The sequence below is a fragment of the Mesorhizobium sp. B263B2A genome (genome assembly GCF_020165775.1).
Taxonomy (GTDB): Bacteria; Pseudomonadota; Alphaproteobacteria; order Rhizobiales; family Rhizobiaceae; genus Mesorhizobium; species Mesorhizobium opportunistum.
In genome coordinates, this window is record NZ_JAIUIU010000002.1 from 274,826 (window position 1) to 289,730 (window position 14,905).

Consider the following 14,905-nt stretch of genomic DNA (forward strand, 5'->3'; position numbering starts at 1 on the left):
GGGTCGCTCTACTGAAGCGGGGCGTCGAACATGTGACGCGGGACGACATCGCGGCCGCCGACGTCGGGCGGATGACCGTGTTCAATCACCTCCCCCGCAAGGAGGACATGTCTTCGATCGCGACGAAGTGGGCCGCGAAATCCTGCGCGAACCGTTACGGCAGCGCGATCTCGGCATAGTTCATCGCCGAGCGCAGCCCCTTCGCCGAGTTTTCAGGTCAGGGCCAACGCTTCGTTGAACCGCTGGGTCCGATCTCATTCGTCGGTTTTGACCGGCGGATCGCCAGCCGTCTTGTGCGAGCGGGAACTTTGCTTCGCCTGAGTGCGCACTTTGCTTGCCATCGAAGAGTTGATCGGCCGCGTCGAACAGACCGGGAGGGTTGCTTTGCAGCGTAGGTAGTTGAGCTCGGGTTTAGGCAGGGTATGGGCGAAAATCCCAAGCGTACGGATTTCCTCCGGAGAAAAGGCGGCGCGCGAACCGGCTTCGGTGTTGACACCGACAGCCGCTCCCGTTTGACGATGGACTGGCTGTTGTTCATTTCAATTGGCTTCCAACAAGGTCTGAACGAGTTTCTCGGCATTGCGGAGCGCCAGCGCCGCAATGGTGCTGGTGGGGTTTGCCGCGCCCCCGGTGACGAAGATGCTTCCGTCCGAGATAGTCAGGTTCGGCACGTCGTGCGCCCTGCCGTATTCATCCACAACGGACGTTTTGGGGTCGCTTCCCATCCTGGCGGTCCCGAGAAGATGACCGGGCTCCCCTTGCAGGTCATTTATCTCGATGGTTTTCTTAGCTCCGGCGGCCCGGTGGATCTCGGACATACGAGCCACGGTAAAGTCACGGATCTTCAGCGTGTTCTCGCTATATCGATAGCTTATTTTAGGTGCCGGAATGCCGTCACTATCGCGAAGACTGGGGTCGAGGGTGACTCGGTTACTTTCCTCGGGAAGGTCATCTATGTTCGCCGCCCAGAAAATCGCGTTTCTCGCGTCACGGATAACTTGATGGAAACTCGGGCCCCACAAATCCTCGAAAGGCAGAAGTCTGTGCGGGTCCACGCCGTTGAACAGCAATCCCGGCGTGGGGCAGGCATGCATCTTGCTGCCGCGCATGAAACCCCGCGAGCGATCCGTTTCATAGAATTGCATGGAACTGGCCGCGGAACCCGCCGGCCCGCGCCACGATTCGAGTTCTTCGTCGTAGTATCCAATGACGGCGCAGTTCGGGTGCAGCATCAGGTTCTTGCCGACGAGACCCGACGAATTGGCCAGTCCTTGGGGATGACGTTCGCTTGCCGACAGCAGGAGCAGCCTCGGGGTGCCGATGCCGTTGGCGCAGACGACGACCTGTTTGGCCTTGGTATGGCGTTCTTCACCCTTGGAAATCCACGTGGCGCCGGTCGCCGCGCCGCCCGCGTCGGTGGTGATTTTGGACACGCGCGCGCCGGTGACCAATTTGGCACCGGCCTTGATGGAACTGGGCCAGTAAGCCAGATCAAAGGATGCCTTAGCTCCCTCGGGGCAGCCCTGGGTGCAGGTGCCCCAACGGGCACAGGCGGCAAGGGAGCCGATCTTTTGACTAGGGATCGCGTTTGCATGGGGCCACCAGTGCCACTGCAGTGCATTCATCGCTTCGGCAGCCTTCCTGCCGAACTTTCCCAGAGGCAGCGGGGGCATCTTGGGAGCGTAGCCCTCAGGATAGGCGGGATCACCCTCCAGTCCGGATACCCCGATGAAGTCGTCCACCTTGTCATGGAAAGGAGAGAGGGTTTCGTAGCTTATCGGCCAGTCGCTCGCTACCCCGTCCAACGTGCGCACGCGAAAGTCGGAAGGGGCGAGGCGTGCCCAAAGGGCGCTGAAATGAATGGTGGATCCGCCTACGGCGCTGTACATTGAAGGGGCGAGGTCGGTGTCGGACACCTCCAGCGGGTAGTCCGCAGGATTACGGCGGCGGTTGGGCTCGGCCTGCCAGTGGCCACGCGCCACCAACTCCCACATATCGAAGTTTGCCGGATAGTCCGACGGAAGTGCGTAGTCGCCCTGCTCAAGGCATATGACCTTGAAGCCGGCGCCGGCCACCGCATGCGCGGTGATGGCACCGGAAGGCCCGGCGCCGATAATCAGCACGTCATAGGTATCGTCGTCAGCACTTGTCACGTTCATGGTTGCCTCGCCTGTGCATTTTGAAATTTGCTTGCGTCCCGCGCGGCGCGTTCGGCCACGGGTATGACTGCGCGTCGTGAAAGTCGGCTCCCGCCAAGGCGGCGGCGCCCTCGACCCTGATAAGGCACTCGGCGTTTTGGCATATCAAGTCCGTGAGACCTGTGCAGCGGGGCGGCACGCGAAGACCCCGTCATGGCTGCCCCGCTCTCACGTTTGAAGGCGCTGCTCGCTACGACCGCGATGTCAGTGTCCTCGGCCTTGCCCGAGGAAAAACACGGAAGCGGGCGACCGTCGGCGAATGAAAATCTCGCGCCGAGCCTCTTCGAGGGTGCTGTGAACCGGCCGTTGATGAAATGTCCGTATAAGGGCGGCGGGTTCAATGAGCTCAGCGAATTCACGAAGGATTCCTCCCGCAAAAATACTGCTTTAATCGGTGATGAACCGGACGAATTCCTGAGGCGCGGTCACGTCGACTTCCTGGCCGACGTGGAGGCTAGAACGATCCGTCACCATGATGCAATGGCAGTCCCAGAGGCGAGATAAACGTTTGTGAGCTGGCCGAGGAGCCCGATAAGCTCGACGGCAGTTCTGGTCGAGAACGATTTGCGGAGCGCTGGCGCCCAGGTGCCGAGAGCGTCTCTTCAGGGGCTGCATTTCTGTGCGCGTCTCAAGCAAAAAAGCGATCGCGACACTGTATCTCCGAAAAAAGTGTGCGGCGACATATCCTGTGTCGCGACATGCTCACCATCCATTGCCGGCAACAATGGTAAAATCCAGCTAAGGCTTGGACAATGTGCTCAAGAGCCTCCGTGCCCGGCCCGACGCGGAGCGCGGGTGCCGGTGGAGATGGTGTCGCCGGATGCCGCGACATGAACTGGAGATGGGTCCAGATGTCTAGGAGCTATTGGGTGGAAGCGCGCGAAAATCGATCGGGCTCGGGCGACACCTTTCCAGACGCATCAGGAAGCCTGATATACGTCTGCAGTTGTAACCAACGTTCCCGATCCAGCCGCTCTATAGCAATTGGGCGGGTCCAAATACGTCCACATGTCAGCACCCGAAGCGCAGGAAGCCTCCTTTGCAGGCCGGCCTCACCTGAATATCGGCACGCCCTAGTAAGGCAGGCCGACATAATTCTCGGCCAGCGCCGTCGACGCCGCTTGCGAATGCACGAGATAGTCCAGCTCGGCTTCCTGGATGCGCTGGCCGAAGTCGCCCGTATCAGGGAAGCGGTGCAGCATCGTCGTCATCCACCAGGAAAAGCGCACGGCTTTCCACACCCGCGCCAGCGCCTTGCCTGAATAGGCATCGATGCCGGCGCGCGATTTCTCGACATAGAAATCGCTTAGGCCTGAAAACAGATAGCGCACGTCGCTGGCAGCGAGGTTGAGGCCCTTGGCGCCCGTCGGCGGCACGATGTGGGCGGCGTCGCCAACCAGGAAAAGCCGGCCGAAGCGCAGCGGCTCGGCAACGAAGGAGCGCAGCGGCGCGATCGATTTCTCGAAGGATGGACCTGTGGTGACCGCAGCCGCTGTCTGCGGCGGCAAGCGGCGGCGCAACTCTTCCCAGAAGCGGTCGTCCGACCACGCCACGACCTGGTCGTCGAGAGGACATTGCACATAGTAGCGGCTGCGGTGCGTCGACCGCATCGAGCACAGCGCAAAACCGCGCTCGTGGTTGGCGTAGACCAGTTCGTAGTCGGCCGGCGGCACTTCGGCCAGCACGCCGAGCCAACCGAACGGATATTGCCGCTCGAACGTCTTCAGCGCGCGCTCCGGCACCGATTTGCGGCTGACGCCGTGATAGCCATCACAACCGGCGATGAAATCGCAGTCGATGCGATCGGTGACGCCGCCCTTGTCGTAGGTGGCGAAAGGTGCGTCACCGTCGAAACCATGGAGCGCAACGTTTGCCGCCTCGTAGATCGTGGTCAGTCCTGCCGCATCGCGCTTGTCCATCAGATCATGCGTCACTTCGGTCTGGCCGTAGACGGTGACATGCCTGCCGCCAGTCAAAGCCTCGAGGTCGATGCGGTGCAGGCCGTCGTTGAAAGCCAGCGAGAACCCTGTGTGCGGCAGCCCCTCGGCGCGCAGCCGTGCCGCGGCGCCCACCTCCTGCAGCAATTCCACCGTGCCCTGCTCGAGCACACCGGCGCGCACGCGGGAAAGCACATGCTCGCGGCTCGAACGCTCGAGGATGACGGTTTCGACACCGATGCCGGCCAGCAGCTGTCCGAGCAACAGGCCGGACGGTCCCGAACCGACGATGACGACTTGTGTACGCATCAGTGCCCCAGGTTTTCGATCTGCGCGGCCAGTTCGGTGGCCAGCCGCAATGACGCGGCGGTGGCGACGACCATCTGCGGCAGCAGCAGCCATTCCAGCGTCCAGGCCGCGCCCGAGCGCTCCTGCTCATGCACCAGCGCCTGATGCATGCCGGAAAGCTGCGTGGCGTTGAAGCGGGCGAGCGCCACCAGCGCTTCGGCCTTCACCGGGTTCTGCTTGTGCGGCATGGCCGACGAGCCGCCACCGCCCGATAGCGCGATTTCGGTGCCCCTTTGCGCCATCAGCGCAATGTCCTGGCCGAACTTGCCGAGGCTGCCGGTCACCAGCGACAGCCAGCCGGCAAAATCCGCAAGGGTGTCGCGCTGGCACTGCCATTGCGGCGCATCGGCAAGGCCGAGTTTTGCGGCAAGTGCGGCACGCACGGCCGGCCCCTTGCCGCCAAGCTTTTCCAGCGTGCCGGCGGCACCACCGAACTGAACCACAAGCAGACGTGCGGACTGGTCCGACAATCTTTGCTGATGACGCAGCAGCGGCGCCAGCCATGTGGCTACGCGATCCAGCGCTCGAATAGGGATCGCCGGCCGCATCCGCGTCATTCCGGTCAGCGCTCTGCCCCCGAAACGCTCATCGAGCGCCGAAAGGCGCACGATGTTTTCGGTCAGCAGCAGACTGAGATGGTCGACCACAGACTTCAGCCGCAGCACCAGCGCCGTGTCGATGACATCCTGGCTGGTTGCACCGAAATGAACGGAAGCGCCGTGCGGTTCGCCGACCGCCGCCCTGATCTGGCGCACCAGTTCCGGAACCATGACGCCATCCTTCGCCACGCCGGCACGTAGCAAGCCTGTGTCCGGCCTGAACAAGTTCAGCGCCGCAACGATCGCTGCGGCGGCGTCCAGGCCGACAATACCGTTGTCGGCCTCCGCCTCCGCCAGCGCGCCCTCAAATGCCAACGCCGCGGCGATTTCTGCTTCGACAGAAAAATGCCTGGCGGTCTCCTCGTCGCCGAGAAGGCTGGAAAGCAGCGGATGATCGAAAGGCGATACGGTCATGGTGCCGGTCAGCTGTCGAAGAAGACCGTCTCCTTGTCGCCCTGGAGATGGACGTCGAAGACGTAAGTGTTGTCCTGGCGCTCGGCGATCAGTGTCGGCACGCGAACGCGGTGCTCAATGAACGCCAGGATAGGATCCTGCGCATTGGCCTGCGCCTCATCGGAAAAATACAGCCGCGTCTGCAGGCCGATGTTGATGCCACGAGCGACGATCCAAAGGCTGACATGCGGCGCCATCAGTCGCCCGTCCTGGTACGGCACGCGGCCGGGCTTGATCGTTTCGAAATCGCACAGGCCCGTTTCCATGTCGGTCGGGCAGCGGCCCCAGCCCTGGAAATTCGGATCGGCGGCACCGCGCAATTCGGCGGGCGAATTGTACAGCCCGTCGGCATCGGCTTGCCAGATCTCGATCAACGCATCCTTGAGCGGCGTGCTGGTGCCGTCGAGCACCCGGATCTTGAGACCGATTCGCTCGCCCTTGGTCTTGTCGTTGACCATGGTAGCGCCGAGGTCGGCTGCATAGACGCCGCTAATGCCGCAGAAATTCGGCGTCAGCCCGATATGGACGTAGGGTCCGGCGGTCTGCGAAGGACTTTCCTTGAGCCGGCTGAGCGACTGCGCCATCAATTGCCCTCCGGCCGGTTTTCGAACAGCGAGGCACGGCGTCCGCGCAACACGATATCGAACTTGTAGGCGCGCGCGTCGAACGGGATCGTCGCCTGCATGTCGAGCGCGGCAACCAGCGTTTCGATCGCCGCCTTGTCGCGGATGCCGCGCACGATCGGGCACCGCCAGATCAGCGGGTCCCCCTCGAAATACATCTGCGTGATCAGCCGCTGCGCAAAGCCATGGCCGAAAACCGAGAAATGGATGTGTGCCGGGCGCCAGTCATTGGGGCCGTTCGGCCAGGGATAGGGACCGGGCTTGACGGTGCGAAAGGCGTAGCCGCCGTCCCCGCCTGCTATGGTGCGGCCGCAGCCGCCAAAATTCGGGTCGAGCGGGGCGAGATAGCCGTCCTTCTTGTGGCGGTAGCGGCCTCCGGCATTGGCCTGCCAGAATTCGAGCAGCACGCCGGGAACGCCAACGCCGCGCTCATCGAGCACACGCCCATGGACGATGATGCGCTCGCCGATGGCGCTTTCGCCAGGTCCTGCGAAATTGTGGATCAGGTCGGCGTCCAGGTCGCCGAGGATGGCGTGGCCAAACACCGGACCGGTGATCTCAGACGCCGTGTTGTCGAAAGCCAGCAGCGCCTTCTGCGGCGAGCGCAGCACCGAGGTCTTGTAGTCCGGCGTCAGCGCCGGCGGATGCCAGCTCCGGTCGCGCTGGAAGAAGGCGCCGGTCTCCGGCGTCCGGTTCGAACCGGGGTTAGCGGGCATGGACATTCTGGCTTTCGTCCATTTCCGAAAATACCCCCTTGGCGATCTTGAAGGCACGGTTGGCCGCCGGTACGCCGGCATAGATCCCGACATGCAGGAACGCTTCGCAGATATCGTCGCGTGACGCCCCAGTGTTGGCGGTGGCGCGCACATGCATGGCGACCTCTTCATCGTGACCGAGCGCCGCCAGCAGCGCCAACGTCACGATCGAGCGCTCGCGTCTGGACAGACCAGGTCGCGCCCACACGGTTCCCCAAGCCGCCTCGGTGATCAGGCTCTGGAACGGCCGGTCGAAATCGGTGGCGGCATTCGCGGCTCGGTCGACATGGCGGTCGCCGAGCACGGACCGACGGATTGCGAGGCCACTGCGATATCTGGCTGAGTTGCCGGGGACTTCATCCATGGGTTTCTGCTCCAGGGGCAAGTGATGCGACAAAATCGCGGATCAAGGCGGTCAGTGCTTCAGGCTGTTCGACGCAGGGAATGTGTCCGGCTTCGCGGATGATCTCGAAGCGCGCACCGGGGATCATCTCGGCCAACGAGCGAACAAGATCGGGAGGCGTGGAGCCATCCTGGTCGCCAGCGACGCAGAGCGTCGGTATGGCGATGCGGTGTGTCGCGTGGGTGAAATCAGCGTCGCGGACCACCATGCAGGTTTTGACATAGCCAGGCAGCGCCTGCCTAGTCAGCATGTTGCGGTATCCAGCAAGGTCGGCAGCGCGCGCGTCACGGAAATTCGGCGTGAACCACACTTTCATTACGCCGTCTGCGATCGCCTCGATGCCGTCGCGCTCGACGGCCGAAATTCGCGTGTTCCAGCTCTCGGCCGTGCCGATCTTGTGTGCCGTGTCGCACAGGATCAAGCCTTCGACCATGTTAGGGTGCCTGATATAAAACCCTTGCGCGATCAGACCGCCGACCGACAGGCCGCACAGCACGACCTTGTCCAGCCCGAAATGATCTATGAGGTGCGAGAGATCATCGACATGATCGTCGATCGACCTGATGTCGCTGTTATCGGAGAGCCCGTGGCCGCGCTTGTCGTAGACCAGCAGCGGCATTTCCCCGTCCAGGTTCGACAGGATCTGGTCCCAGATGCGGAAATCGGTGCCGAGCGAATTGATGAACACGATCGGCCCCGCGTTGCCAGCCGCCTTGATGTGGCGATGGTGCAGCGTGATGCCGCCGATGGTGTCAAATGGCACGACTTCGGTCCTCCTCCCCACAGTGCACAAACGCGATGCCTGTTTCCGCCCGGTCTCCCTAAGCGGCCCTCCGTTTTCGGCCACCCTGGATACTCGGTGGAGCCCGCAGGACATGCTTCACGGATGTATTGAAGCGTCGACAATCTACAACCAAAGGTTGCGTAAGACGTAGCCATTCAATCCATGCCTGAGTTGAAGAAATCACTTTCCCTCAAAGCGGGCAATGGTAATATCCAACATCATATTGGACATTCTCCTCATTCCCGCAATGCTGGAATTTGAGATTTGAGAGGTGAATCGCGATGCAGAAAACAACGAAGCGTGTAAATGGCTCAAGCCGCGCGCCAGCCTATTCTCTCTACGGCGAGAGCCCTGAGTTTGGTCGATCAATCTTCTCAAATGCAGAGTCGATTCTCGTTAGAAGCAACAACCTAATGTCAAATATCGACTTGCATGTGCATGTCGATTTGTATCAATTCGTCTATATTTCCGAGGGACGATCGACGCTTATATATCCAGACGGACAGCATCATTTTGGCAGCAATAGCCTTGTTATGATCCCACCGAATATGGAGCATGGTTTCTACTCCTACATCGATACGAAAACGTTTGGCCATGTAATAACAATTAGCACTGCGTATTTTGATCGACTAGCTCAGAAGGGATTTCTCGCCAGTGACTTGGTCAAACATATAACCATTATCGAACAGATCGAAAGAGATCGAAATCCCGAGGTTTTGACTGCAATAGAACGCGTTATATACGAGCACAGCAGGGAGACATATCCCTATATCATAGCACGAGAAGCAGCAGTCCTTTCTTTTATGGTTGAATTTCTAAGGATTGTTGCTGAAAGGAACGTGCTTCAGTTCGGCGTTAAAACGAGCGATACCGCCGATCCGGCAGGGAAAAGTAAGATTGAAATATTGTCGCAACTTATCGACAGATATTATAAAACTCATAAAAATGTGCAATTTTATGCTGACCGAATGAACATGTCGTTTTCAAATCTAAATAAGGTCTCCGTTCAAGCAACCGGTAAAACCGTACACTCAAATATAAAGGCGCGCAGTTTGGAGCAGGCTCGTTCGTATTTAGCGAATACAAACTTGAGCGTAAAGGAAATTTCTTTTACGCTCGGGTATGATGATGCGGCTTACTTCACTCGATTTTTCACTACGAACACGGGCCTATCGCCAATCGCTTTTCGTCGGCTGGCAACCAAAGGCCCGATCGCCGAACAAGCCCTGCCTGTCGATCAGATTTAAGCGTCAAGGGAGGGTGCAGATACCACCCGAAGCCGAACCTCGACGTTTCAAGGTGGTGAGCGGCGCTGGCAGCCGAGGTTCGATGGACGACAGAGACTTCAGCTTGCCAAGCAGCCGCTCCTGGACCGGACGCGAATGTCAGGCGGCGCGGCAGACTCTATTATACGGCGAGCGAGTGAGACTGTCTAAACATCGATCGCTCTAAAGTGCCGAACAATGGCTTCTTCGATGCTTAAAGCCGCCAACCAGGATGTTTTTGGGTTATCAGGCAAAGGCTTGTTTTGAAGCTCAATCGAGAAACTGCCAAAAGCACCTGTCGCCTCTACTCGATGGAGGTTCGTAGTCGCGTTAGGGTCTGCAATTAGCACGACGCTGGTTGCCTCGAAGCCGATGCCAGCGAGGGCGACCGCAGCGGTCACATTGGCGTTTTTGGGATAAAGTCGTGCAGCCTGCTCCGCATTGCCTTTATATATTACTGTCGGCTGGCAAAGAGACGCCAAGTCAACTGCATCCGCTGCCGGTGTACCCGTCCAGGCGTTGGGCGGTTTCGTTCCGGTATATGCGACGGAGCTTAGTCCCGCGCTTCTTGCGGATCTCAGGACATCAAGACCCCCAATGGCACCTGATACTGCAGTTAGGCGACTACCTCCCTTTGTCGCGGCGGCTTCAAGGCTGTCCAGCAGCGTCTTGTCACTCAGACTGCCCACGGAAACGATGATGGTGTCGATTCCTTTTCGCAACAACGCGGGAACGAAGTCACGGACAGCGTCGTGACTCGCGCATTCAACAACGAGTGAGGGATGCCAGTCGATCAGGTCCGCAACATCATTGAAGAGCCTCACCCCGCCCAGTTCGCTCGGCGCCGGGGCGAACTCCCTAGGTACCAGCGTCGCTGCAACTTCAAAATGATTGCCAGACCTGCGAAACGACGCCTGCAAGCTGCGTACCATCGCTCCAAAACCAATAACCGCGATGCGCCTTCTATCGTTTGGCAAAACAGATCCTCCGAAGAATTACGCGATGGTGTGGGCAAGGATTGGTAGACGGGGGCCCAGCTTCACGTAGGTCTGCTTGGTCTCCATGTATTCATGAAGCGCGTCCAGGCCGTTCTCACGGCCGAAACCGCTTTGCTTGACGCCACCTTGCGGCAGCTGCACGGCCCCCTCCAGATAGGTGTTGGCAAAAACGGTCCCTGATTTCAGCTTCCGCGTGGTCAGAAGAACCTTGTCGATGTCCTTGCTCCACACGCCGTTTGCCAAACCATATTCTGTGAGATTGGCAAGGTTAATTGCCTCTTCCAGGCTTTTGAACCTTGTGACGCATAGAACCGGTCCGAATATCTCCTCTCGGAAAACTCGCATGTCTGCCGTGACTTCAGTCAGGATCGTCGGACCAATGAAATAGCCGTCATCGTACTCCTGGCCGCGAAGACGCTGTCCGCCACAAATCACGACAGCCCCTTCCTTTTGCCCTTCTGCAATATAAGCGAGGACTTTGTGCATGTGGCTTTCGTGAATAAGCGCACTCATGTCGGCCTGCTCATCCGTCGGATGGCCGACATTGATCAGCTTGGCACGCTCCGCAAGTTTCGACACGAAGTCATCGGCAATGCTGTCCTCAATGATCAAGCGCGCTCCGGCAGCGCAGACCTCGCCCTGATTGAAGACAAAACCAAAAAGGATGCCATCCAGTGCGGCGTCGAGATCCGCATCGGCAAACACGATGTTCGCACCTTTTCCGCCAAGCTCCAACGCAACGCGTTTTACGCTCTCGCCACATTTTGCGCCGATCCGCCGTCCGACGGCAGTGGATCCGGTGAACGAGATCATCGAAACATCCGGGTGGCCGGTGAGAGCTTCACCCACGATCGCACCGTTGCCTGTCACAACGTTGATAACACCCGCAGGAATACCGGCTCTCGTCGCCAGCTTCGCGATTTCCAGGGCGGTGCTGGAGGTCAGTTCCGATGGCTTGATAACCACAGTGCAGCCGGCAGCGAGCGCGTAGGGAAGTTTCTGGAAAAGGCATACCAGGGGAAAGTTCCACGGTACGATCATGCCAACGACCCCGGACGGTTCTTTCGTGACGAGGCCAAGTACTCCAGGACCCAACTGCGTATGCGCTTCACCTTTCGCCGTGATCGCAAGCGAGGCCGCAAAACGGGTCATTTCAACAACCATTGCCAGTTCATGGACGGACATCTTTATTGCTTTAGATGCCTCTTCCGCCTCCATCTGGACGAGATGGTCGGCATCGTCAGCGATCAGGTCGGCAAATTTATTGAGCAATTTTGCGCGGGCGGAGCCAGTGAGATCCGCCCAGTCCTCGCGATGGAACGCTCTGACCGCTGCCGAGACGGCGTCATCAACATCTTTCGGCGTGCCGGCCGAAAAGCGCGCAAGCAGTGATCCGTTCACCGGTGAATGGCGGTCGATCAAAGTTTGTGAGGGATCAGACAGCACGCCGTCGATAAAGTGGCCGTAAATACGGGGCGAAAGATGCGATTGAGTCTGCAGCATGATAGGCCTCCATCGGAAATCAATTCCAGTAACTCATCGTCAGAGGTCGGAATGCCGGCTGCCTCGACAACCTGCCTGAATGCATTCCGCCGAGAACAGAAAGCGCTGCTAATTGGCTACAACACGCACGAATTCGGGCGGGGCGTACACGCCAACCACATCACCCACCTGCCGATTGCATCGATCTGTGACCGCAATGAAACGGGTTTCCCCCGCCGTCAGATATACGTTGGTGGTCTGACCCAATGGTTCGACAAAATCGACGACCGCACGCGCGGAGCCGGTAGAACCTGGTTGGACAAGCTTCAAATGTTCAGGTCGAATGCCGGCGCTGAACTGACCTGTTGAATCTAGTCTACCCGCGATCAAAGCCTGCTCTTCATCGGGAATAGAGTCGACAAATTCTTGTATCTGACAGGTCGGACGACCTGGCTTCTTCAGAGATGCAGCAAAAAGGTTCATAGGTGGCGATCCCATAAAATCCGCCACAAAGCGCGTCAGGGGCCTGTCATAGATCTCTAGCGGTGATCCGACCTGTACCATGTCGCCTCTCCGCATAACCGCTATGCGATCGGCCATGGACATAGCCTCGATCTGGTCGTGGGTTACATAGATAGTCGTGATCCCGAGGTCGGAGACAAGCTTCTTGATCTCAGTCCTCATGACTGCGCGAAGCTTAGCGTCAAGATTCGAAAGCGGCTCATCCATAAGGAAGAGCTTGGGATTTCGAACCAGAGCTCGAGCAAGCGAAACGCGCTGCCGTTGACCACCGGAAAGCTGAAAGGGCTTGCGGCTAAGGTAATCGGCGATCCCGAGCCTACCGGCCGTTTCCTCGACCTTTCTGCGGCGATCGGCCTGTGGCACTTTACGAATCTTCAACGGAAACGCGATGTTCTCGAAGACCGTCATGTTCGGGTATAGCCCATAGTCTTGGAATGCCATCGCGATGTCGCGATGGCGGGGCTCTGCAAAGGTCACGTCCTTGCCATTAATATGAATGGAGCCGGATGTAGGCAATTCTAGCCCTGCGACCATTCGCAGTGTGGTCGTTTTCCCGCAGCCTGACTCGCCCAGCATGACGAAAAACTCACCATCGGCAATATCAACCGACACTCCATTGACGACGGTAACGGCGCCGAACCGCTTTTGCACGTTCCTGATCTGAATGCCCACGATAATCTCCTCTAGCCCTTTACCGCGCCTAGCGTCAGGCCGCGAACAAGATAGCGTTGCATCAGCAGAACAAGCACGACGACAGGCAGTGACATGATGACCCCCGCCGCTGAGGCCATGCCCCACGCGATGGATTTTGCGTTCAAAGTATTTGCCGCTATGACCGGAAGCGTTTTGGCCGCATTCGATGTCAGCATCGACGCCAAGAGAAACTCGTTCCAGGCAAACATGAAAACGATGACCATGGTCGCGGCCAGTCCCGGCAGAAGCAGGGGCAACATCACTCGCCAAAATGCTTCAAGCCTTGAACAACCGTCGATCAATGCGGCTTCTTCGATTGACTGCGGAATGTCCTGAATGAAGACGCGCATGACCCAAACCACAAAAGGGAGACCGGAAAGGGCATATGCGGCGATAAGCAACCAGTAAGTATCGAACACACCAAGCCAGCGAGCCAGGATGAACATCGGAACAACGCTAACGATCGGCGGCAACATGCGAATTGATAAAACTTCGAACGCGATCAACTGTTTGTTTCTTATATCGAACCGTGCCAGCGCATAGGCAGCAAGCGTTCCGCAGACCATTGCCAGACATGTGGACAAGCCTACTATGACTGCGCTGTTGATGAACATTTTCATTATGTCAAGTTCTTCGACCAGCTTGACATAGTTTTGCAGACTCGGAGCGAAAACCCATACCGGCGGGTACGCTGTAATACTCTGGTCGCTTTTCAAAGAGGCAGTGACCATCCAAAAAATTGGGAAAGCAAAAAAGGCTGTGGCAAGAAGCGCCAGCATGTAGACAAGGATCATCTTGGAGAAGCGGCCAATAGGGGCTCGATGTACGGACATTGACAACTCCTACCGGCCTTCTTTTTCGGAAATGATGCGTGTGAAACCGGAGAGCTTCGTAAAGATCAAAATAATGACAGTCAGGATCACGAGGGTGATCCACGACAATGCGGAGCCGTAGCCAAGATCAAAAACTCGGAAGTTTACTCTCTGCAGATAAACGCTAACGAGGTCGGTTGCGAAATCGGGGCCGCCTCGTGTCATAATGAATGCAGCGTCGTATGTCCGGAAAGCATCCACGATGCGCAGGAGGGTTGCGATAACGATGACCGGCTTGAGGAGCGGCAAGGTTATCGAGAAAAATACCCTTATGGCACCCGCCCCGTCGATCGCGGCAGCCTCAAACGGACTCTTTGGCAACGAAGAGATGCCGGCAAAGACGATAAGGAACATAAAGGGCGTCCATTGCCAAATATCCACGAGAACAATTGACAAGAGCGCGGTGCTTGATGAGGAAGTCCAAAGTTGCGGCTGCAAGCCAATGACGGTTAGAATGTAGTTGAGCACTCCGAGATCCGGCATCATCATGACACGCCACACGATCCCGACCGCGATTGGCGTAATCAACATCGGAATCAATATGATCGTGCGTAACAAGAAGAATCCGGGATAACGCATATTGAAAAGCAGGGACAACAGCACAGCGAGTATCAGTGACGACGTCACACTCAGTGTGACGAAAACAAAAGTGAGGCCCAGGGCATGCCAATATTGCAGGTCAAAAAATGCCTTAGCGTAGTTTCCCAGGCCTACAAAGCGAGCAATGCCGCCGTGCGAGGGGTTGTAGTCCGTCAGTGAAATGTAAAGCGAATACACCATCGGGAAAAAACCGACGACGTTCATGAGAACGAAAGCTGGCGTGAGAAGCAATAAGCCGGCGCGGCGCTCCCCTGCCCTCTGCGCCTTATCGCCACCCACTTTTGCCGTTGAAATTGAATCCGTCATGCTCACGACGATTCCCCATATACGAGAGGAATGACCTCCAGGGGCCACTCCTCTATACATTTTGTGC

General features: G+C 58.2%; 14 protein-coding genes and 1 pseudogene. 3 read left to right on the top strand and 12 right to left on the bottom strand.

The window, feature by feature from the left end; all coding sequences use genetic code 11:
* Positions 1-11 precede the first annotated feature (11 nt).
* Positions 12-245 (top strand): annotated as a pseudogene (locus LB568_RS06660) (TetR family transcriptional regulator); the annotation flags it as partial.
* A 294-nt stretch (positions 246-539) separates the two neighbouring features.
* Here the strand turns inward: LB568_RS06660 and LB568_RS06665 are convergent.
* Positions 540-2,159: a GMC family oxidoreductase gene (locus LB568_RS06665; RefSeq protein WP_224620496.1), complete on the bottom strand. Its 1,620-nt coding sequence runs from the start codon at positions 2,157-2,159 to the stop codon at positions 540-542.
* Between the two features lie 192 nt (positions 2,160-2,351).
* On the opposite strand from LB568_RS06665, the gene LB568_RS06670 reads away from it, so the two are divergent.
* Positions 2,352-2,702, top strand: a complete 351-nt coding sequence (locus tag LB568_RS06670; RefSeq protein WP_224620497.1) for a hypothetical protein — start codon at positions 2,352-2,354, stop codon at positions 2,700-2,702.
* Positions 2,703-3,271: 569 nt separating this feature from the next.
* On the opposite strand, the gene pobA is transcribed toward LB568_RS06670, so the two are convergent.
* The 6 genes from pobA to pcaD are packed head-to-tail and all read right to left on the bottom strand — an operon-like array spanning position 3,272 to position 8,079.
* The gene (gene pobA, locus LB568_RS06675; RefSeq protein WP_224729650.1) at positions 3,272-4,444 is read right to left on the bottom strand and encodes a 4-hydroxybenzoate 3-monooxygenase; all 1,173 of its coding nucleotides are present in this window, start codon (positions 4,442-4,444) and stop codon (positions 3,272-3,274) included.
* Entirely contained in the window at positions 4,444-5,496 is a 1,053-nt protein-coding gene (locus LB568_RS06680; protein ID WP_224729651.1) for a 3-carboxy-cis,cis-muconate cycloisomerase, read from the bottom strand. The genes pobA and LB568_RS06680 overlap by 1 nt, the downstream gene beginning before the upstream one ends.
* An 8-nt stretch (positions 5,497-5,504) precedes the next feature.
* Positions 5,505-6,119, bottom strand: coding sequence for a protocatechuate 3,4-dioxygenase subunit alpha (pcaG, locus tag LB568_RS06685; protein WP_224729652.1), 615 nt, complete (start codon positions 6,117-6,119; stop codon positions 5,505-5,507).
* Entirely contained in the window at positions 6,119-6,874 is a 756-nt protein-coding gene (pcaH, locus tag LB568_RS06690) for a protocatechuate 3,4-dioxygenase subunit beta (protein WP_224620613.1), read from the bottom strand. Before pcaH ends, pcaG begins: the two co-directional genes overlap by 1 nt.
* Complete coding sequence (gene pcaC / locus LB568_RS06695; protein ID WP_224620501.1) at positions 6,864-7,277, bottom strand: 4-carboxymuconolactone decarboxylase; 414 nt, start codon at positions 7,275-7,277, stop codon at positions 6,864-6,866. The genes pcaH and pcaC overlap by 11 nt, the downstream gene beginning before the upstream one ends.
* Positions 7,270-8,079 carry a 3-oxoadipate enol-lactonase gene (gene pcaD, locus LB568_RS06700; protein WP_224620502.1) on the bottom strand — a complete coding sequence of 270 codons (810 nt, stop codon included), beginning with the start codon at positions 8,077-8,079 and terminating at the stop codon, positions 7,270-7,272. Before pcaD ends, pcaC begins: the two co-directional genes overlap by 8 nt.
* 302 nt (positions 8,080-8,381) lie before the next feature.
* Here pcaD and LB568_RS06705 point away from each other — a divergent pair, with 302 nt between their 5' ends.
* Positions 8,382-9,347: a helix-turn-helix domain-containing protein gene (locus LB568_RS06705; protein WP_224620503.1), complete on the top strand. Its 966-nt coding sequence runs from the start codon at positions 8,382-8,384 to the stop codon at positions 9,345-9,347.
* 185 nt (positions 9,348-9,532) lie between these two features.
* On the opposite strand, the gene LB568_RS06710 is transcribed toward LB568_RS06705, so the two are convergent.
* From LB568_RS06710 to LB568_RS06730, 5 genes are all read right to left on the bottom strand, one after another.
* Complete coding sequence (locus LB568_RS06710) at positions 9,533-10,342, bottom strand: aspartate dehydrogenase (RefSeq protein ID WP_224729653.1); 810 nt, start codon at positions 10,340-10,342, stop codon at positions 9,533-9,535.
* An 18-nt stretch (positions 10,343-10,360) separates the two neighbouring features.
* Entirely contained in the window at positions 10,361-11,866 is a 1,506-nt protein-coding gene (locus LB568_RS06715; RefSeq protein ID WP_224620505.1) for an aldehyde dehydrogenase family protein, read from the bottom strand.
* 108 nt (positions 11,867-11,974) lie between these two features.
* On the bottom strand, positions 11,975-13,039 hold the full coding sequence (locus LB568_RS33650) for an ABC transporter ATP-binding protein (RefSeq protein WP_224729654.1): 1,065 nt from the start codon (positions 13,037-13,039) through the stop codon (positions 11,975-11,977).
* Between the two features lie 11 nt (positions 13,040-13,050).
* The gene (locus LB568_RS06725) at positions 13,051-13,893 is read right to left on the bottom strand and encodes a carbohydrate ABC transporter permease (RefSeq protein ID WP_224729655.1); all 843 of its coding nucleotides are present in this window, start codon (positions 13,891-13,893) and stop codon (positions 13,051-13,053) included.
* Between the two features lie 9 nt (positions 13,894-13,902).
* Positions 13,903-14,838 carry a carbohydrate ABC transporter permease gene (locus LB568_RS06730; protein ID WP_224620614.1) on the bottom strand — a complete coding sequence of 312 codons (936 nt, stop codon included), beginning with the start codon at positions 14,836-14,838 and terminating at the stop codon, positions 13,903-13,905.
* Positions 14,839-14,905 lie beyond the last annotated feature (67 nt).